The sequence below is a fragment of the Mesorhizobium sp. CC13 genome, from assembly GCF_039907765.1.
Classification (GTDB): Bacteria; Pseudomonadota; Alphaproteobacteria; order Rhizobiales; family Rhizobiaceae; genus Aminobacter.
The window spans coordinates 1-17,095 of record NZ_JARDJI010000016.1 but is presented as its reverse complement, the minus strand read 5'-3'; the positions used below and the strand labels follow the sequence as shown (position 1 = coordinate 17,095).

Below are 17,095 nucleotides of genomic sequence, written 5' to 3'. Positions count from 1 at the left end.
AAAAAATGCTCAGGCTGCGCGGCTCTTGCCGAGCACCGCTTCGATCCCGCGGAGCTGGTCGGCGAAGGTGCCGTAAAAGACATGGATGTCGTCGATGACGGTGATCGGGGCGACGCGCACGCCGGTGCGGCGCTTGGCCTCCTCGGCGATGGCCGGCTCGCGCAGGTCGTGTTCGACATAGGCGAGGTTCTGCGTGGCCAGCCAGCGCTTGAGCGCGAGGCAGTCGGGGCAGGTCGGCGTCGTATAGATCTCGATCCTGGATGCGGTTTGGTTGGTCATATGCGTGGCCTCGGAAGTCCTGGAAGGGGGCCGGCCCGCCTGAGCGGCGGGCCGGAGAGGCGTCAGTGGCTGCTCGCCAGGGCTGGGCTGACGCCGATGGGGGAGCCGGCCGTGGCACGGACCGGCGCCTGGAAGCGCTTCAGCCGCATGGCGTTGCCCAGCACGAACACGCTCGACAGCGCCATGGCACCGGCCGCCAGCATCGGCGACAGCAGCGTGCCGCTGACCGGGTAGAGCACGCCGGCGGCGACCGGGATCAGGCTGACGTTGTAGGCGAAGGCCCAGAACAGGTTCTGCCTGATGTTGGCGATCGTGGCCTTGGACAGGGCGATCGCATTGGTCACGCCGAGCAGGTCGCCCGACATCAGCACCACGTCGGCGCTTTCGATCGCCACGTCGGTGCCGGTGCCGATCGCCACGCCGACATCGGCCTCGGCGAGCGCCGGCGCGTCGTTGATGCCGTCGCCGACGAAGGTCACCTCGCGGCCACCGGCGCGCAGCCGCTTGACGGCATCCACCTTGCCGTCGGGCAGGACCTCGGCCACCACCTCGTCGATGCCGAGCTGGGCGGCGATGGCCTCCGCCGTGCGACGGTTGTCGCCGGTGATCATCGCGACCTTCAGACCCATGTCGTGCAGGGCGCGGATCGCCTGGGGCGTCGTTGCCTTGATCGGGTCGGACACGGCGATCACCGCCGCGAGCTTGCCGTCGATGGCCGCGTAGAGCGGGGTCTTGGCCTTGTGGCCCATGCTGATGGCGGTCTCGGCGAATTCCTGCACGCCGATGCCGAGCTTGGTCATGTAGCGGTCGGCGCCCACGGCGATGCGGTGCTTGCCGACGGTGGCGCTGACGCCGAAGCCGGGCACGGCCTCGAACTCGCCCACGGCGGCCGCGGCAAGGCCTTCTTCCTTGGCGGCGGCAACGATGGCGGCAGCCACGGGGTGCTCGGACTGCGCCTCGACGCTCGCCACCAGCGACAGGACCTTGGCGCGGTCGAAGCCCTTCGCCACCTCGAGGTCGGTCATGACCGGCTTGCCGGCGGTCAGCGTGCCGGTCTTGTCGAGCGCCACGACCTGCGTCGTCTTCAGCGACTGGAGCGCCTCGCCGTTGCGGAACAGGACGCCGAGTTCGGCGGCGCGGCCGGTGCCGACCATGATCGAGGTCGGCGTGGCCAGGCCCATGGCGCACGGGCAGGCGATGATGAGCACGGCGACAGCGTTGACGAGCGCGAAGGTGACGGCAGGCTCGGGGCCGAAGAACAGCCAGACGGCGAAGGTGAGCGCCGCGGCGACCATCACCGCCGGCACGAACCAGGACGTGACCTTGTCGACCAGGGCCTGGATCGGCAGCTTCGAGCCCTGCGCGGTCTCGACCATGCGGATGATCTGGGCCAGCAGCGTGTCGGCGCCGACCTTGGTGGCGCGGTAGGTGAAGCTGCCGGTCTTGTTGATCGTGCCGCCCACGACTTCCGCACCCTCGCCCTTGCTCACCGGGATCGGCTCGCCGGAGATCATGGATTCGTCGACGAAGGACGAACCCGACACGACGATGCCGTCGACCGGGACCTTGTCGCCCGGACGCACCTGGACGACGTCGCCGGCGGCGACTTCCTCGAGCGGCACGTCGACGAACTCGCCGTTGCGCTCGACGCGCGCCGACTTGGCCTGCAGGCCCATCAGCCGCTTGATCGCCTCGCTGGTGCGGCCCTTGGCCTTCGCCTCGAGGAAGCGGCCGAGGATGATCAGCGTGATGATCACCGAGGAGGCCTCATAGTAGACGTTGACCGTGCCCTCCGGCAGCAGGCTTGGGGTGAAGGTGGTGACCACCGAATAGGCCCAGGCCGCGGTCGAGCCGAGCATGACCAGCGAGTTCATGTCGGGCGCCATGCGCAGCAGCGACGGCACGCCCTTCTTGTAGAAGCGCATGCCGGGCCCGAACTGCACGATGGTGGCGAGCAGGAAATAGGTGAGGTAGAGCTGCTGCTGGCCGATGTTCGTCAGCAGCCAGTGGTGCATCGACGGAAACAGGTGCGAGCCCATTTCGAGCACGAAGATCGGCAGCGTCAGGATGGCGGCGATCGCGAAGTCGCGCTTGAGATGGGAAAGCTCGCGGTTGCGGGCCTCCTCGCGGCTGTCGGCAGCGGAGCCGGCGTTGGCGGTGTCGCCGCGGCGCGGCTCGTACCCCGCCTTGCGGATGGCCGCGTCGATCGCCGTGCGCGGTGCGCTGCCGGCAAAGGATTCGATCGTGGCGCGTTCGGTGGCCAGGTTGACCGACGCCTTGAGCACGCCCGGCACGGCCGCGATCGCCAGCTCCACGCGGCGGACGCAGGAGGCGCAGGTCATGCCCTCGATCTCGATCTCCGACTTTTCGACCGGCACTGCGTAGCCGGCGCCCTGGATGGCGGAGATGACGGCTCCCGACTCGACGCTGCGGTCGAAGGTGACGTCGGCGCTTTCAGTCGCCAGGTTGACGGCAGCAGACGTCACGCCCGGGACCTTGGCGATGGCCAACTCGACGCGGCGCACGCAGGAAGCGCAGGTCATGCCTTCGATGGGGAAGCTCTGACGGGTGGCGCCTGCGGACAGATTTGGTGGATTCAGGGGTGCATTCATGGTGCGAGACCTCATTTCGTCACTTTCGCATCGAGGTCTAGTGGTTCCAGTGTTGGGAAGGTCAACAGGATTTTTCTGGCCTCGTGAAAATTGAGTAAGAGTTTGAAAAATGGAGGTTAATCGGGCTGTTCCGATCCGGATGGCGGAAAATTCACGCCCAGACGACCGATCACGAATTCGTTACCAGGTGACCTTTGACCTTCCAGTTGCTGGAATCACCACCTACGGGACACGGCGCCAGTGCCGGCCAGAAACAAGGATAAAGACATGCTGAAGTTGAGCGTTCCGGACATGACCTGCGGCCATTGCGCCAGCGTGGTGACCAAGGCTGTGCAGAGTGTCGACGCCGGCGCGCGCGTCGAGATCGATCTCAAGTCGCAGACCGTCTCCATCGCCACCTCGGCCGAAGCGACGAAGATCGCCCAGGTACTCGACCTCGCCGGTTACCCCGCGCAGTCGGCCTGAGCGCCACGGCTACACGACGAAGGGCGGCGCGGACCGGCAGACGGCGCGCCGCCCTTTGTGTTTGCTGGTCTTTCCAAGAAGATTTGCGCGCACGAGGAAGAGTTTCCGGCGGCGCGGGGGGCCCGCGAATGTGACGCGGGGCGACGGCGCGCGTTCCCCTAGTATTTCGTTTGCAAATCAAGCTATGATGGCGCGCGGCCTTCCTGAAGGGAGAGAGTCCCTGGGAGATGCCCGGAGGAACTGAGGATGGCCATTGCGCTCGTGCTCGTTCTCATAGTCATCGGCTCGGTGCTGTTCCACGTGCTGAGCCCCTGGTGGTGGACGCCGATAGCCTCCAACTGGGGCTACATCGACAGCACCCTCGTCATCACATTCTGGATCACCGGAGCGGTCTTCACCGCCGTGGTGCTGTTCATGGCCTATTGCGTCTATCGCTTCCGCCACAAGGAGGGAGCGAGGGCGCACTACGAGCCCGAAAGCCGCAAGCTCGAATCCTGGCTCACCGCGATCACCGCCGTCGGCGTCGCCGCCATGCTGGCGCCGGGGCTTTTCGTCTGGAGCCAGTTCATCAGCGTTCCCAAGGACGCGACCGAGGTCGAGGTCGTCGCCCAGCAATGGCAGTGGAGCTACCGCCTGCCGGGAGCCGACGGCAAGCTGGGCACGTCGAATGCGCGCCTGGTCAGTCCGGAAAACCCGCTGGGTGTGAACCCCGAAGATCCGAACGGCCAGGACGACGTCGTCGTGGAGGCGGCGGACCTGCACCTGCCGGTGGACAAGCCGGTCAAGGTGCTGCTGCGTTCGATCGACGTGCTGCACGATTTCTACGTGCCGGAGTTCCGCGCCAAGATGGACATGGTGCCGGGCATGGTCACCTATTTCTGGTTCACGCCGACCAGGACTGGAACCTTCGAGGTGCTGTGCGCCGAACTCTGCGGCGTGGGCCATGCCTTCATGCGCGGCACGCTGCTCGTCGACACGGAGCAGGACTACACGACCTGGCTGCAGCAGCAGTCGACCTTCGCCCAGTTGTCCGCGCCCGCCAAGGTGGGCGCGCTGGCCGAACCGGCCGGGACCGCGGCGAAGGCTGAATAGGAGACGCATTCGGCGCTGCCGGCCCGGGCCGGCGCAGCCGCGAAGAGCACGACAGTCAGCAAGAGGTGTTTGGATGGTCGATGTCACGCCTCATGGAGCAGACCTGATCCCGCCCGCGGAAGTGGCGGAGGTCGAGCTTTATCATCCCCACAGCTGGTGGACGAAATACGTCTTCTCGCAGGACGCCAAGGTCATCGCCATCCAGTATGCCGGCACGGCGCTGGCCATCGGCTTCGTCGCGCTGGTGCTTTCCTGGCTGATGCGGCTCAAGCTCGCCTTCCCCGAGGCCTTCGCCTTCATCACGCCGGAGGCCTACTACCAGTTCATGACCATCCACGGCATGATCATGGTCATCTACCTGCTCACCGCGGTGTTCCTCGGCGGCTTCGGCAACTACCTGATCCCGCTGATGGTCGGCGCGCGCGACATGGTGTTTCCCTATGCCAACATGCTGAGCTACTGGATCTACCTGCTCGCCGTATTGGTGCTGGTGGCCAGCTTCTTCGCGCCGGGCGGACCGACGGGCGCGGGCTGGACGCTCTATCCGCCGCAGGCGATCACCTCGGGCACCCCAGGCGGCCAGGACTGGGGCATCATACTGATGCTGGTGTCGCTCATCCTGTTCATCATCGGCTTCACGATGGGCGGCCTCAACTACGTGGTGACCGTGCTGCAGGGGCGCACCCGCGGCATGACCCTGATGCGCCTGCCGCTGACGGTCTGGGGCATCTTCACGGCAACCGTGATGGCGCTGCTCGCCTTCCCCGCGCTCTTCGTCGCCTGCGTCATGATGCTCTTCGACCGCATCGTCGGCACGAGCTTCTTCATGCCGGCGATCGTCGAGATGGGGCAGCAGTCCACCACCAGCGGCGGCAGCCCGATCCTGTTCCAGCACCTGTTCTGGTTCTTCGGGCACCCGGAGGTCTACATCGTCGCGCTGCCGGCCTTCGGCATCGTCTCCGACCTCATCAGCACGCATGCGCGCAAGAACATCTTCGGCTATCGCATGATGGTGTGGGCGATCGTAGGCATCGGCGCGCTCTCCTTCGTGGTGTGGGCGCACCATATGTATGTTTCGGGCATGCACCCGTATTTCGGCTTCTTCTTCGCCACCACGACGCTGATCATCGCGGTGCCGACCGCGCTCAAGGTCTACAACTGGATCCTGACGCTGTGGCGCGGCGACATCCACCTGACCATCCCGATGCTGTTCGCGCTGGCCTTCATCGTCACCTTCGTCAATGGCGGGCTGACCGGACTGTTCCTCGGCAACGTTGTCGTCGACGTGCCCTTGTCCGACACCATGTTCGTGGTCGCGCATTTCCACATGGTCATGGGCGTAGCGCCGATCCTGGTGGTGTTCGGCGCGATCTACCACTGGTACCCCAAGATCACCGGCCGCATGCTCAACGAGGCGATGGGCCGATTCCATTTCTGGGTCACCTTCGTCGGCGCCTACCTGATCTTCTTCCCGATGCACTATATCGGGCTGGTGGGCGTGCCGCGGCGCTATCCCGAGCTCGGCGACACCGCCTTCGTGCCGGACTCGGTGCAGACGCTGAACGAGTTCATCACGATCGCTGCGCTGACGGTCGGCTTCGCGCAGCTGGTGTTCCTGTTCAACCTGTTCTGGAGCCTGCGCAACGGCAGGCAGGCGGGCGACAATCCGTGGCGGGCGACGACGCTCGAATGGCAGACGGCGGGGACGCCGCCGCCGCACGGCAATTTCGCCAAGGAGCTTCCGGTCGTCTACCGCTGGGCCTATGACTACAGCGTGCCGGGCGCACCGGAGGACTTCATCTCCCAGAACGACCCGGGCCCGCTGACGCAAGGCGACAGGGCATGAGTGTCGTCGTCGTCTTCATGCTTGCGATCACGGCGGTTGCCGGCTGGTGGCTGGCGCGGCAGCGACTGATGTCCAAGCCGTGGCTGGAAGTCGGCCCGGTGACCGCGCATCCCGAGACCGAGGCACCGCTCACGCATCCGGCCAAGATCGGGCTCGGCGTGTTCCTGACGGTCGTCGGCGCGCTGTTTGCGCTGTTCATCAGCGCCTATTTCATGCGCATGGCCTATGCCGACTGGCAGCCGGCGCCGGTGCCGCGGCTGCTCTGGCTCAATACCGGCATGCTGGTCCTGGCGAGTGCGGCGCTGCAATGCGGGGTTCATGCCGCCCATAAAGGGCAGCTGACCAACCTTCGCCTCGCCCTGCTCGCCGGCGGGCTCGCATCGCTTGCCTTCCTGGGCGGGCAACTCCTGGCCTGGCGGGATCTTGCCGGCCGGGGCTACTACGCCCTCGACAATCCGGCGGTGAGCTTCTTCTACCTTTTGACCGCCATGCACGGCCTGCATATCGTCGGCGGCCTGGTGGCGCTGGGGCGGACCAATCTCCGGGCGCGGCGGGCGGTCCACGCCGAGGGGCTCACGCTCTCGACCGAACTCTGCGCGATGTACTGGCACGTGCTGCTGGTCGTCTGGTTCGTGCTGTTTTCGGTGCTGATGGGCTGGGCCGCAGAATTCATCGACATCTGCCGCAGGCTGCTGAGCTAGGGAGGAAGCGGATGGCCGACACCACGCTGGGACACGCCGACCACGGAGCGCAACGTCCAGCCGGCCTCAGCGGCGTCGCCGCCGACTGGGCCTCGGACCAGAGGGCGTTCAAGAACGTATCCTGGGGGAAGGCCATGATGTGGATCTTCCTGCTCAGCGACACCTTCGTGTTCGGCTGCTTCCTCCTTGCCTACATGACCGCGCGCATGTCGACCACGATACCGTGGCCGAACCCGAGCGAGGTGTTCGCGCTGAACATCGGCGGCTCCGAGGTTCCGCTCATCCTGATCGCGATCATGACCTTCGTGCTGATCTCGTCGAGCGGCACCATGGCGATGGCCGTCAACTGCGGCTACCGGCGCGACCGCAAGAAGACCGCGGCGCTGATGCTCCTGACCGCCGCCCTCGGCGCGACCTTCGTCGGCATGCAGGCCTTCGAGTGGACCAAGCTCATCACCGAGGGTGTCCGCCCGTGGGAGAACCCCTGGGGTGCGGCGCAGTTCGGCTCCTCGTTCTTCATGATCACCGGCTTCCACGGCACCCACGTGACGATCGGCGTGATCTTCCTGCTGATCGTCGCCCGCAAGGTGTGGCGGGGCGACTACGACACCGGCGCCCCCGGCTTCTTCACCAGCCGGCGCGGCCAGTACGAGAGCGTCGAGATCATGGGGCTCTACTGGCACTTCGTCGATCTGGTGTGGGTGTTCATCTTCGCGTTCTTCTATCTCTGGTGAGGTCAAGCGATGACACAGACAGAAGTCGGGGATCAGGGCCTGCACGGCCATGGCGGCCACGCCCGCGCCGTCGCTCACGAAGAGGGCCAGCAGCATCCGATCAAGCTCTATCTGGTCGTTTGGGGCTGGCTGTTCATCCTCAGTGCCTGCTCCTACGCGGTCGACTATTTCGGCGTGCAGGGCCTCTTGCGGTGGGGGCTGATCCTCACCTTCATGATGCTCAAGGCGGGGCTGATCGTGGCCGTGTTCATGCACATGGCCTGGGAGAGGCTGGCGCTCGTCTACGCCATCATCGTGCCGCCGCTGGTGATCCTGGTGTTCGTGGCGATCATGGTGATCGAGTCCGACTACACCGAGGTCACCCGGGTCTTGTCCTTCGGCGCGGGGCGCTAGAACGGCGGGCATCCCGATCAACGTAGTTTCGCCGCCCTGGCTGTCATTCTCAGCCGCGTTCGTGCGCAGCCAGACGATTCCGTCTGGTGCCATGATGCCGACCGCCCAGGCATCGCGGCCGCTTCCTCGTTGACAGGGAAAACGATGGGAGGAGAATGGTTTCTCTCGTTCTCCTACGCGTCAGCACCCTCCAACAGAAGGACGCCTACGATGACGATCGCAAGGAAACTTCAAGACTACATCGACGGCAAGGGCATCCACTACGATACCGTTGCCCATCACCGCACCTCGACCAGCAGCCAGTCGGCGCAGGCGGCGCATATCCCGGGTCGAAGGCTCGCCAAATCGGTGCTCCTTCACCACGAGATGGGTTATGCGCTGGCGGTCGTGCCGAGCAGCCACCGGGTCGAGCTGAACACGCTGCAGGACGTGATCGACAAGCGGCTCGGCCTCGCCTCGGAAGACGAGGTCGGCCAGCTGTTCAACGATTGCGACATCGGCGCCGTGCCGCCGATCGGCGCGGCCTATGACGTGCCCGTCATCCTCGACGAAAGCCTCGGCGGGGAGGGGGACGTCTATTTCGAAGGCGGCGACCACAAGACGCTGGTGCATGTCACCGGCGGCGACTTCCGCGACCTGATGCAGGGCGCGCGCGTCGCCCGGTTCAGCCATCCGGCATGAACCGGCCAAGCCTGTACGCCCCGAGAGGGGCGAACGTGGGGTAATCCGAAAGGGGAGGCGGCGCCGGCCCGGCGCCGCCAAAGCGCCGGCTACATGCTGCGCTGCTTGCGCGCCTTGGGCGCGGCCGGGACAGGGGCCGGTTCCACGACCTTGCGATAGAGATGCCAGGTCGCGTGGCCGAGCACGGGCAGGACGAGCGCCAAGCCGACCAGCAGCGGCAGCGAACCGGCCAGCAGGGTCAGGGCCACGACCAGTCCCCAGAGCAGCATCGGCACCGGGTTGGCGATGATGGCGCGTGCCGAGGTCTCGACAGCCGCGTAGGCGCCGACATCGCGATCGAGCAGCAGGGGGAAGGCGATGACGGTCGTGCTCAAGGTCACCAGGGCGAACACGAAGCCGATCGCGTTGCCGAGCACGATCAGGGTCCAGCCGCGCTGGGTGGTGAGCACGTCGTTGACGAAGCCGGAGAAGGATGCCGGCACGTTCTCGCCATAGAGCCAGGCATAGAGCGCATGCGCGGTAAGCAGCCAGGTAACGAACAGCGCCACCAGCATCACGCCAAGGACGGCGATTGCCGGCATGGCGGGCGAATTCCGCACCTCCAATGCGTGCTTCCAGGACGTGTCGAGCTTGAGCTCGCGCCTGCGGCTGATCTCGTAGAGGCCAAGTGCCGCGAACGGCCCGAGCAGGGCAAAACCGGTCAGCAGCGGATAGACGAGCTGCAACGCGTTGCCACCGGAGGTCCACGTGATCAGGAACACGCCAACGATCGGATAGATCAGGCACAGAAAGACGTAGTGCGAGGGCTTCTCCCAGAAATCCTCGAATCCAAGGCGAAGCGCGTCGAACACATCCGCCATCCGTATCCGACGTATGACGGGATGCGCGACGTCGCTGCCGGTTCCTGCTGCGTAGACATGGAAATTTGCCATCACCATTCCTCCGGGATCGGGTCCGGTTAGGTCGCGGCTCGCGGTGCTGCCGTCCAGCGTGACTGGTCACGCGAAACCGCGACCTGCACCGAGGCGGATCATAGCAATCCTCTTTGCCGTTGTCGCCCCCGCGCAGCGGTGGCCGGCAGGGTGCAACGTGTTGGCGCATGGTGCGTTTCCGTGAGCGGGGGTAGTATCCGGCGCGTCGACGCGAGGCGTCGACCTGACCAGGGAGACAGCCATGAGACTGATCGCATGGGGCGCACCCGCCCTTGTTGCAGCTTCGGTTCTAGCCACCAGTCCTGTCCACGCCGCCGGCGATGCCGCGGCGGGCAAGAAAATCTTCGCCAGATGCCAGGCCTGCCATGACCTGGCCGCCGACAAGAACAAGCTGGGACCGTCGCTGAATGGCGTCATCGGGCGCAAGGCGGGCAGCCTGCCGAGCTTCGAGGCCAAGTATTCGGACGCCATGAAGCAGGCGGGCGCGGGCGGCCTGGTCTGGGATGAAGCCAACATCGCGGCCTATCTCAAGGCACCAAAGGAAAAGGTTCCGGGCAACAAGATGGCCTTCCCTGGCCTGAAGGAAGATGCCGATATCCAGAACGTGATCGCCTATATCGAGGAAGCGTCGAAGTAGCGACGAGGGAGAGACTTCACGGGCCAGGAATTCTTGCTGCCGCCGCCATGTGCGGCGGCTCGAGTATTCTTTTTTGTCTCGGTTATAGCTGCTTCTACCTCAAACGGGGGATGCGCGGCGATTGAAAATGGTGTGGTTGGCATTATGGCGTTGCCTCGCATCCCGGCTCAGCTTTGCGAAGCCGGATGGAAATATTGCCAGAGGCAACGCTGAGAATACTGATCGCAGTTTCAAATTCCGACGACAGTTTTAATTCAGCTAACTATTTTGCCTCACTGAGGGGAAACTGCGGCTAACATGGGGGACCCTTGGAAGCCGCGTCATTTCCTTTTCTGTCCGTCTCAATCGGGCGCGTCGAAATCGGGCGTCACGGCAGCAATGTTGTAGGCTTCCAGCCTGGCAGCCGGCGCGTCGGCCGTGTCGAAGCTCAGGATCGTCGCAGTACCGGGGGTCACCGGGACCACGCGCGACGGCGGCAGGCCGAGAAAGACGTGGCAGGCCGCGCGGATGACGCCGCCATGGACGATGGCGAGCGTATCGCCGCTGCATTTCCTCAGGCAGTCGCGCAGGCCTTCGACGATGCGGGCGCAGAAATCCGCCCAGGGTTCGCCCTTCTCCGGGGTGAAGGTGCCGCCGCGCCAGGCGAGATATTCGTCCGGGCGCTCAGACTCGAGCTCGTGCTTGATGCGGCCGGTCCAACTGCCCATGTCGATTTCGCGCAGGCGCGGATCGAGCGGCGCGTCGCCAAAACCGAGCAGATGCGCGGTCTGGCGGGTGCGGCCAAGGTCGGAAACGACGATGTGGTCGGGGGCCATCGCCCTGGCGAAGGCGGCGAAGCTCTGGACCTGCCTGATGCCGCGCTCCGACAAGGGCGCGTTGTCGTGGCCCTGCAGCCGGTGCTCGGCGTTCCAGGTGGTCTCGCCGTGGCGCACCATGATCAGTCTCATCAGTCGATCCTTTCACCGTTCATTGCAAAGACCGCGCTCGGCTCACCGAGGAAGCTGAGGCGGATTGGGGCGCCGCTTTCGGCGCTGAAATAGCCTTCGGCCATCGCGGTCAGCCGCCGGCCGCCGGAGAAGGCGGTCACCATCGTGCGCCCGGCGATCGGGGCGGCCTCCTCGAAGCGTGCGGCGATCGAGGGGCGGCCCAGTATCTCGCCGACGGCGATGTCGTGAGCGCGGTAGAGAAGCTGCACCTGGCTCCGGGCCTGCGCGTGTGCCGCGTCAGCGAGCCGGAGCCCTTCATAGACGAGCCCGCCGCCGTTGTTCGAAACCTCGATCAGATTGGCCGGCGGGGTACCTAGGAAGGTGGCGACGAAGGTCGTGCGCGGGTTCTCGAGCAGGTCGATCGGTGCGCCGAACTGCTCGACCCGCCCGTTGTTGAGAACGGCGACATGGCTCGCCATGGTCATCGCCTCGACCTGATCGTGGGTGACATAGACCGAGGTCGCCCCGGTCGCCCGGTGGATGCGCATCAGTTCGCTGCGCATCTCGATCCTGAGCTTGGCGTCGAGGTTGGACAGCGGTTCGTCGAACAGCAGGATGCTGGGCTTAGGGCCGATGGTGCGGGCAATCGCGACGCGCTGCTGCTGGCCGCCCGAGATCTCCGCCGGATAGCGCTCCTTGAGGGCCGAGATGCCGAGCAGGCCGAGCACCTCGTCGACGCGGGCTGCGCGGTCGGCCTTGCTCCACTTGGCCACCTTGAGCGGCCACTCGATGTTGCCGGCGACCGTCATGTGCGGCCACAGCGCGTAGCTCTGGAAGACCAGGCCGGCGTCGCGGGCGCCGGCATCGGCGACGAGGCCGCGGGAGCCGTCGGATACCGTGCGGCCCATGAAGGCAAGTTCACCTTCGCTCGGGGTTTCGAGACCAGCCAGCATCCTGAGCAGCGTGGACTTGCCGCAGCCGGAGGGACCGACCAGCACGAGGAAGGCGCCCTGCGGCACGGAGATGTCGACATGATCGACGGCGGTGAAGCTGCCGAAACGCTTGCTGACGTCGCGGATCGCGATCGCGGCCGGATTGCCGTTTGCGGGGCTCATGCGGATTTCCACTTCTGGACGCGGTTCTGCAGGCGATGCGCCAGGAGCGTGGCGACGACGCAGAGGACGAGGATGACCATGGTGATGGCGTTGGCGAACTGCATGAAGCCTTCGGCCGCATAGCGGTAGGCGAGCATGCTGAGCACCGGCGAGGTCGAGGTGAAGAGCAGCACCACCAGCGACAGGTCGCGGACGATCTTGACGAAGACCAGCAGCCCGCCGGCGAGCAGGCCGCGTATGGCAAGCGGCATGATGATGGCGCCCATGCGGCGGAAGAAGCCGGCGCCGGTGAGCCGCGCGCTCTCCTCGATGTCGGCGGAGATCTGGCCGAGCACCGAGCGGCCCGACTGCACCGCATAGGGCAGCAAATGGGCGGAGGCGGCGATCACCAGCAGCAGGAAGGTGCCGTAGAGCGACGGCAGCGGGCCGATGGGGGCGCCGAACAGCGCGATGTAGGCGGCGGCGAAGGCGATGCTGGGGATCAGGATCGGCGTGAACGACACCTGGCCGAGAACCGTCGCCAGCACCGAGCCCTTGTTGCGGGCAATGGTGTGGGCGAGTGCCAGCCCGAGCGCCATGGTGGTGATCGCCACGGTGACGGCAAGCTTCAGCGTCGTCCACAGGGCGTCGATCAGCACCGGATTGCGGAAGATGCCGGCCTGGCCCTGGGCCATGTCGGTGCCGCCTTCGCCGATCCAGAAATGCAGCGTCCAGTTGGAGAACAGCGAGCCGTTCTGCAGGGCGAAGCTCGAGGCGGTGAGCACGACGGCCGGCACGAAGGTGGTCATTGCGCAGAGCGCGACTGCGACCGCAAACAGCGGCCAGCGCCATTTGCCGAGCGGGAAGCGCTTGGTGCGGCCACCCTTGCCGGTGACGGTGACGTAGTTCTTGCGGCCTGCGACCAGCCGCTCGCCGATCCACAGGAAGGAGGCGGAGACGACGATCAAGAGCAGCGCGATGACGAAGCCGCGCTCGGTCTGGCCGGTCTCGATCATGCCGAACAGGCGGGTCGACAGCGTCTGCATGCGCACGGGCAGGCCGAGCAGGGCAGGGGCGGCGAAGTTGGAGACGGCGCCGGCGAAGGTGAGCGAGGCGGCGGCGATCAGCGCGGGAGTGACGACCGGCAGGATGATGCCGAAGAAGATGCGCGAGCGCCTGGCGCCGGCGACCTGGGCCGCCTCGACGAGATCGGCGCCGACCGAGCTGAGGGCGGCGGAGATCACGGTAAATGCGAGCGAATAGTAATGAGCGATCAGCACGATCAGCGTCGGCACCAGCCCCCAGGCCAGCCAGTCGGGCACCAGCCAGCCATTGGCCTCGAAGAAGCCGACCGAGCCGCCGAGGCGGCTGTTGCGGAACAGCGCGCCCCAGGCGAGGGCTGCGGCGAAGCTCGGGATCATGAAGGGCAGGGTGGCGAGCAGGCCGAGCGCCTTGGGCGCCGGCACGTCGGTCAGCACGACCAGCCAGGCGAGGAAGCCGCCCATCAGGATGCAGCCGGCGGCAACGCCGATGCCGAGCAGCACCGTGTTCCACAGCGGTCGCCACCAGAGGTTCTCGGACATCTTCGAGGCGAGCACCGCCTGCCAGGCCTCGCGGCCGTCGGCGGTGAGCGTCGACAGGATGATCTTGGCCAGCGGGGCCACGACCAGGACGGAAACGATCAGGATGAGAATGATCGGGACGAGTGTTTCGGAGCGCAGAAGGCCTCTCCGGGACAACATGGATGTTGCGACGGCGGACATGACGATCTTTCTTGGCGGAACTGGCGGGGCGATGCGGTGCTGAAATGCACCGGCCGAACGGACCGGCGCCTTCCCCAAGGCGCCGGTCCGGCCGCGGTCACTGCAGCGTCAGCACGAGGTCGGCGATACGCTTGCGGGCGGCGGCGGTCTTCACCGGGTCGATGCGCCAGGCCTTCAGGTCCTTGAGCGGTACGGAGTCGGCATTGTCCTTGACGGTGGGACGGACGGCATAGTCGCCGGCGACGTTGAAGGGCTCGAAGGCCGGCCCGCCGGTGGCGGAATCGTCGCCCATCATGAAGTCGATCAGCAGCCGCGCCGCAGCCGGGCTCGGCGCCTTCTCGACCAGAGCCAGGACGGCCGGGAAGAGAATGCCGTTGGTCGGTTCCACATCGTTGGCGACCTGCAGGGCCCAGCCTTCTTTCTCGTTGTCGCGCCGGTCGGAGTAGGTGGCGAAGCCGACCGGCGGGTTCTTGGCGGTCTTGTCGCCGATGGCCTTGTTGATGGCGTCGCTGTTGGGCACCAGCACCAAATCGTTGTCGAACAGCTCGCGGATGAACTGCTCGCCGGCGCCCTGGAGGTCGCTGTCGACCTCGACCGCCTTGCCGAACTGGGCCTCGTAGGCCTTGGCCATCTCGTCGGGACGCAGCGAGAACTCGACCAGGAGGTCGAGCAGTTCGCCGCGCTGCATCGGGTCGACCATCAGCACGCGGCCTTTCCATTCCGGCGTGGTCAGCTGCCAGAGGTTCTTGACCGGCGCGCCGTTCGGATTGGCGGCCTCGTTGTACATCAGCACCTTGGTAGACAGGCGCTGGGTGAGCAGCGGCGCCTTGTGCTCGTCGGCCAGTTCGCCGGCGACTCGCGGCGGAATGTAGGCCTTGACGCGGTTGGTCTTGACCAGGTCCTCATAGACCACGGGGGTGTCGGCGATGTAGAGCACATCGACGGCGTTGACGCCGGCATCCTGCTCGGCGACGACGCGGGCGATCTGCTTGACCGAGCTCATGTCGATGCCGACGAGATCGATGCCGGGATAGGCTTCCTCGAAGGCCTTCTCGACCTTGGCGATGCGGCTCGACAGCGAGAAGACGGTGACCTTGCCTTCCTTCTGCGCCAGCGGCAGCAACTCGGCGGCCGTCATCTTGTCGAGTTCTGCGGTATGTGCGGCAAGCGGCAGCGCCGCCACTGCGGCGACGAGCGCCCATTTCATCGACTTGAGCATCTTTCCCTCCCAGGTTTTCTCAATCGAATTCTTCGAACAGGCCGGACAGGCGTTCGAGCGCGCCCATGACGCGGTTCTGGTGCCTGCCGGCAATGGTGAGCAGGATCGCGTTGACGATGGCGAAGGGCACCGTCGGCGTCTGGAACTCGCTGCCGGAGCGGCCGCGCGGGGCAGCCAGCACGAGGTCGGCCTCGGGCTGCATCATCGATCCCGCGAGGTCGGTTACCAGCATCGCCTTGGCGCCCTGGGCATGGCAGTGCTCGACCAGCGGGGCATAACTCGTCGGCTGCTTGCGGAAGGCGAGCGCCAGCACGAGGTCGTCCTTCTGCATGCCGACGACGCGCTCGGCGATGTCGCGGCCGCGCCCTTCCAGCACGATGGTGGTCATGCCGAAGCGGTCGAGGCGGCGGCGCAGGAACTGGGTGATCGACTGGGCGTGGCCCTGGCCGAACAGGAAGATGCGCCTGGCGTCGACGATCATGTCGGCGGCGCGGTTGATGGCCTCCTGGTTCACGGCGAGGCGTAGGGTTTCGAGCGCTGCGACCTCGTTGCCGATCAGGTCGAGCAGGAAGTCGCCGTGCTCGACCTTGGCAACGGAGCGGCGCATGCGCTCGGCGGCGTCCTGGCTGGCGACCAGTTCGCGCTGCAGCTGCGAGCGCAGTTCGGGGTAGCCCTTGTAGCCGAGCTTCTGGGCGAGGCGGGTGGTGGCCGCCTCGTGAACGCTGGCGCGCTCGGCGAGACGGGCGCTGGACAGGAAGGCGGCTTCGGCGGCGTTTTCGAGCAGGGTCGAGACGAGTCGCTGGTCGGCCTCGGTGAGGCGGTTCGAATGGCTCTTGATGCGATCCAGCAATGTCATGATCTTGCATCCACTTTGCATGAGACTCTTAGGATGCAAGATATCTTGCAGTCAAGCGCAAAGGTTGCAAGATCGAACTTTCTGCCTTGCACAGAAAGGGCCGTGAAAAACGAAAAGGCGCCCGGAAGGGCGCCTGTGGTGGAGGCGGAAAGGCGGCTAACGGGCTATTGGTATTTCATGTAGCCGACGAAGCCGGTGATCTTCCAGCGGCCATCCGCCTTGCGGCAGAAGTAGAGCGTCTGCCAGTTGAGCACGTCGTCGCTGCCGTCGGCGCGGCGGATGGTGCCGTCGAACTTCTTGCGGGCAATGGCGACATCGCCGGTGATGTCGATCTCTGTCAGGCGCGTGGCGCGGAAGATGCCGTCGGCGAGCGGCTCGGCATATTCGGTCGCCGCCGTCTCGGCCGCCTGGCGCAGCCACTCGTCGCGATAGAGCGAAAGGGCGGGGAAGGCGGCGTCCCACTCGTCGGGGTTGGCCGAGTTGTGGGCATGGATGCCGAGGAAGCGCTCAGTGTCGAAATCGCCGGCGACCATCGACCAGTCCTGGGCGACGAAGGCGGCGATGTCGCGGCGCACCAGCATCTCCCAGATGGCAGAGCGGTCGGCATCTCCGGCAAAGGGGTTTTCGGTCATCCGAGGCTCGCTTCTGGGTGGAACTGTTGTGGGAACGGAGCCGCAGGACGGCTGCGGCGATTCGGCGGGATGATGCCCGACACCCGAACGGATGCAAGCCGGATCAAGCCTTTTCCGCCTTCGGAAGGTTGCAGGCGTTCCGCCGCGCCGCTATGCCGGGCCGAGTTTTGAAAGTCGAAAGGCAGAACCGATGAAGACCGTTTCCACGTCGAAGTCGCATGGCGGCGTCCAGG

Annotated in this window: 18 protein-coding genes; 8 read left to right on the top strand and 10 right to left on the bottom strand. The window is 65.9% G+C overall.

All coding sequences use genetic code 11. The features are described from left to right. Positions 1–9 precede the first annotated feature (9 nt). Positions 10–279 (bottom strand): glutaredoxin, encoded by a 270-nt coding sequence (locus tag PV773_RS18895; protein ID WP_347967838.1) that lies wholly within the window; start codon positions 277–279, stop codon positions 10–12. 62 nt (positions 280–341) lie between these two features. Further along, a complete protein-coding gene (locus tag PV773_RS18890) occupies positions 342–2,891 on the bottom strand; it encodes a heavy metal translocating P-type ATPase (RefSeq protein WP_347967837.1) in 2,550 nt (849 codons plus the stop codon). A 267-nt stretch (positions 2,892–3,158) separates the two neighbouring features. On the opposite strand from PV773_RS18890, the gene PV773_RS18885 reads away from it, so the two are divergent. The 7 genes from PV773_RS18885 (at position 3,159) to PV773_RS18855 (ending at position 8,803) form a co-directional block, all read left to right on the top strand. Then, the gene (locus tag PV773_RS18885) at positions 3,159–3,356 is read left to right on the top strand and encodes a heavy-metal-associated domain-containing protein (RefSeq protein ID WP_347967836.1); all 198 of its coding nucleotides are present in this window, start codon (positions 3,159–3,161) and stop codon (positions 3,354–3,356) included. A gap of 246 nt (positions 3,357–3,602) precedes the next feature. Then, positions 3,603–4,448 (top strand): cytochrome c oxidase subunit II, encoded by an 846-nt coding sequence (locus PV773_RS18880; protein WP_347967835.1) that lies wholly within the window; start codon positions 3,603–3,605, stop codon positions 4,446–4,448. A 73-nt stretch (positions 4,449–4,521) separates the two neighbouring features. Beyond that, on the top strand, positions 4,522–6,294 hold the full coding sequence (locus PV773_RS18875; RefSeq protein ID WP_347967834.1) for a cytochrome c oxidase subunit I: 1,773 nt from the start codon (positions 4,522–4,524) through the stop codon (positions 6,292–6,294). After that, complete coding sequence (locus tag PV773_RS18870) at positions 6,291–6,995, top strand: cytochrome c oxidase subunit 3 (RefSeq protein WP_347967833.1); 705 nt, start codon at positions 6,291–6,293, stop codon at positions 6,993–6,995. Before PV773_RS18875 ends, PV773_RS18870 begins: the two co-directional genes overlap by 4 nt. Before the next feature lie 11 nt (positions 6,996–7,006). After that, the gene (locus PV773_RS18865; protein ID WP_347967832.1) at positions 7,007–7,729 is read left to right on the top strand and encodes a heme-copper oxidase subunit III family protein; all 723 of its coding nucleotides are present in this window, start codon (positions 7,007–7,009) and stop codon (positions 7,727–7,729) included. A gap of 9 nt (positions 7,730–7,738) precedes the next feature. Continuing rightward, positions 7,739–8,122: a cytochrome C oxidase subunit IV family protein gene (locus tag PV773_RS18860; RefSeq protein WP_347967831.1), complete on the top strand. Its 384-nt coding sequence runs from the start codon at positions 7,739–7,741 to the stop codon at positions 8,120–8,122. A gap of 210 nt (positions 8,123–8,332) precedes the next feature. After that, positions 8,333–8,803, top strand: a complete 471-nt coding sequence (locus PV773_RS18855; RefSeq protein ID WP_340037753.1) for an aminoacyl-tRNA deacylase — start codon at positions 8,333–8,335, stop codon at positions 8,801–8,803. Between the two features lie 89 nt (positions 8,804–8,892). Here PV773_RS18855 and PV773_RS18850 read toward each other — a convergent pair whose 3' ends face one another. Next, entirely contained in the window at positions 8,893–9,735 is an 843-nt protein-coding gene (locus PV773_RS18850) for a DUF2189 domain-containing protein (protein WP_347967830.1), read from the bottom strand. A 241-nt stretch (positions 9,736–9,976) separates the two neighbouring features. On the opposite strand from PV773_RS18850, the gene PV773_RS18845 reads away from it, so the two are divergent. Next, entirely contained in the window at positions 9,977–10,372 is a 396-nt protein-coding gene (locus PV773_RS18845) for a cytochrome c family protein (protein WP_347967829.1), read from the top strand. Positions 10,373–10,713: 341 nt separating this feature from the next. Here PV773_RS18845 and PV773_RS18840 read toward each other — a convergent pair whose 3' ends face one another. The 7 genes from PV773_RS18840 to PV773_RS18810 form a co-directional block, all read right to left on the bottom strand. Beyond that, a complete protein-coding gene (locus tag PV773_RS18840; protein ID WP_347967828.1) occupies positions 10,714–11,319 on the bottom strand; it encodes a histidine phosphatase family protein in 606 nt (201 codons plus the stop codon). Further along, positions 11,319–12,413 carry an ABC transporter ATP-binding protein gene (locus PV773_RS18835; protein WP_347967827.1) on the bottom strand — a complete coding sequence of 365 codons (1,095 nt, stop codon included), beginning with the start codon at positions 12,411–12,413 and terminating at the stop codon, positions 11,319–11,321. Before PV773_RS18835 ends, PV773_RS18840 begins: the two co-directional genes overlap by 1 nt. After that, entirely contained in the window at positions 12,410–14,134 is a 1,725-nt protein-coding gene (locus PV773_RS18830) for an iron ABC transporter permease (RefSeq protein ID WP_347967922.1), read from the bottom strand. Before PV773_RS18830 ends, PV773_RS18835 begins: the two co-directional genes overlap by 4 nt. Positions 14,135–14,252: 118 nt before the next feature. Continuing rightward, the gene (locus tag PV773_RS18825) at positions 14,253–15,362 is read right to left on the bottom strand and encodes an ABC transporter substrate-binding protein (RefSeq protein ID WP_347967921.1); all 1,110 of its coding nucleotides are present in this window, start codon (positions 15,360–15,362) and stop codon (positions 14,253–14,255) included. Positions 15,363–15,393: 31 nt separating this feature from the next. Next, positions 15,394–16,230, bottom strand: a complete 837-nt coding sequence (locus PV773_RS18820; RefSeq protein WP_347967826.1) for a MurR/RpiR family transcriptional regulator — start codon at positions 16,228–16,230, stop codon at positions 15,394–15,396. 164 nt (positions 16,231–16,394) lie between these two features. Next, positions 16,395–16,862: a hypothetical protein gene (locus PV773_RS18815; protein WP_347967825.1), complete on the bottom strand. Its 468-nt coding sequence runs from the start codon at positions 16,860–16,862 to the stop codon at positions 16,395–16,397. Then, a partial coding sequence (locus tag PV773_RS18810; RefSeq protein WP_347967824.1) for a hypothetical protein occupies positions 16,859–17,095 on the bottom strand: 237 nt, incomplete at its 5' end. The genes PV773_RS18815 and PV773_RS18810, both read right to left, overlap by 4 nt.

Bases quoted from the DNA above. Each gene is read 5' to 3' on its own strand.
- PV773_RS18895 (WP_347967838.1), bottom strand. From the start codon at position 279: ATGACCAACCAAACCGCATCCAGGATCGAGATCTATACGACGCCGACC.
- PV773_RS18890 (WP_347967837.1), bottom strand. From the start codon at position 2,891: ATGAATGCACCCCTGAATCCACCAAATCTGTCCGCAGGCGCCACCCGT.
- PV773_RS18885 (WP_347967836.1), top strand. From the start codon at position 3,159: ATGCTGAAGTTGAGCGTTCCGGACATGACCTGCGGCCATTGCGCCAGC.
- PV773_RS18880 (WP_347967835.1), top strand. From the start codon at position 3,603: ATGGCCATTGCGCTCGTGCTCGTTCTCATAGTCATCGGCTCGGTGCTG.
- PV773_RS18875 (WP_347967834.1), top strand. From the start codon at position 4,522: ATGGTCGATGTCACGCCTCATGGAGCAGACCTGATCCCGCCCGCGGAA.
- PV773_RS18870 (WP_347967833.1), top strand. From the start codon at position 6,291: ATGAGTGTCGTCGTCGTCTTCATGCTTGCGATCACGGCGGTTGCCGGC.
- PV773_RS18865 (WP_347967832.1), top strand. From the start codon at position 7,007: ATGGCCGACACCACGCTGGGACACGCCGACCACGGAGCGCAACGTCCA.
- PV773_RS18860 (WP_347967831.1), top strand. From the start codon at position 7,739: ATGACACAGACAGAAGTCGGGGATCAGGGCCTGCACGGCCATGGCGGC.
- PV773_RS18855 (WP_340037753.1), top strand. From the start codon at position 8,333: ATGACGATCGCAAGGAAACTTCAAGACTACATCGACGGCAAGGGCATC.
- PV773_RS18850 (WP_347967830.1), bottom strand. From the start codon at position 9,735: ATGGCAAATTTCCATGTCTACGCAGCAGGAACCGGCAGCGACGTCGCG.
- PV773_RS18845 (WP_347967829.1), top strand. From the start codon at position 9,977: ATGAGACTGATCGCATGGGGCGCACCCGCCCTTGTTGCAGCTTCGGTT.
- PV773_RS18840 (WP_347967828.1), bottom strand. From the start codon at position 11,319: ATGAGACTGATCATGGTGCGCCACGGCGAGACCACCTGGAACGCCGAG.
- PV773_RS18835 (WP_347967827.1), bottom strand. From the start codon at position 12,413: ATGAGCCCCGCAAACGGCAATCCGGCCGCGATCGCGATCCGCGACGTC.
- PV773_RS18830 (WP_347967922.1), bottom strand. From the start codon at position 14,134: ATGTTGTCCCGGAGAGGCCTTCTGCGCTCCGAAACACTCGTCCCGATC.
- PV773_RS18825 (WP_347967921.1), bottom strand. From the start codon at position 15,362: ATGAAATGGGCGCTCGTCGCCGCAGTGGCGGCGCTGCCGCTTGCCGCA.
- PV773_RS18820 (WP_347967826.1), bottom strand. From the start codon at position 16,230: ATGACATTGCTGGATCGCATCAAGAGCCATTCGAACCGCCTCACCGAG.
- PV773_RS18815 (WP_347967825.1), bottom strand. From the start codon at position 16,862: ATGACCGAAAACCCCTTTGCCGGAGATGCCGACCGCTCTGCCATCTGG.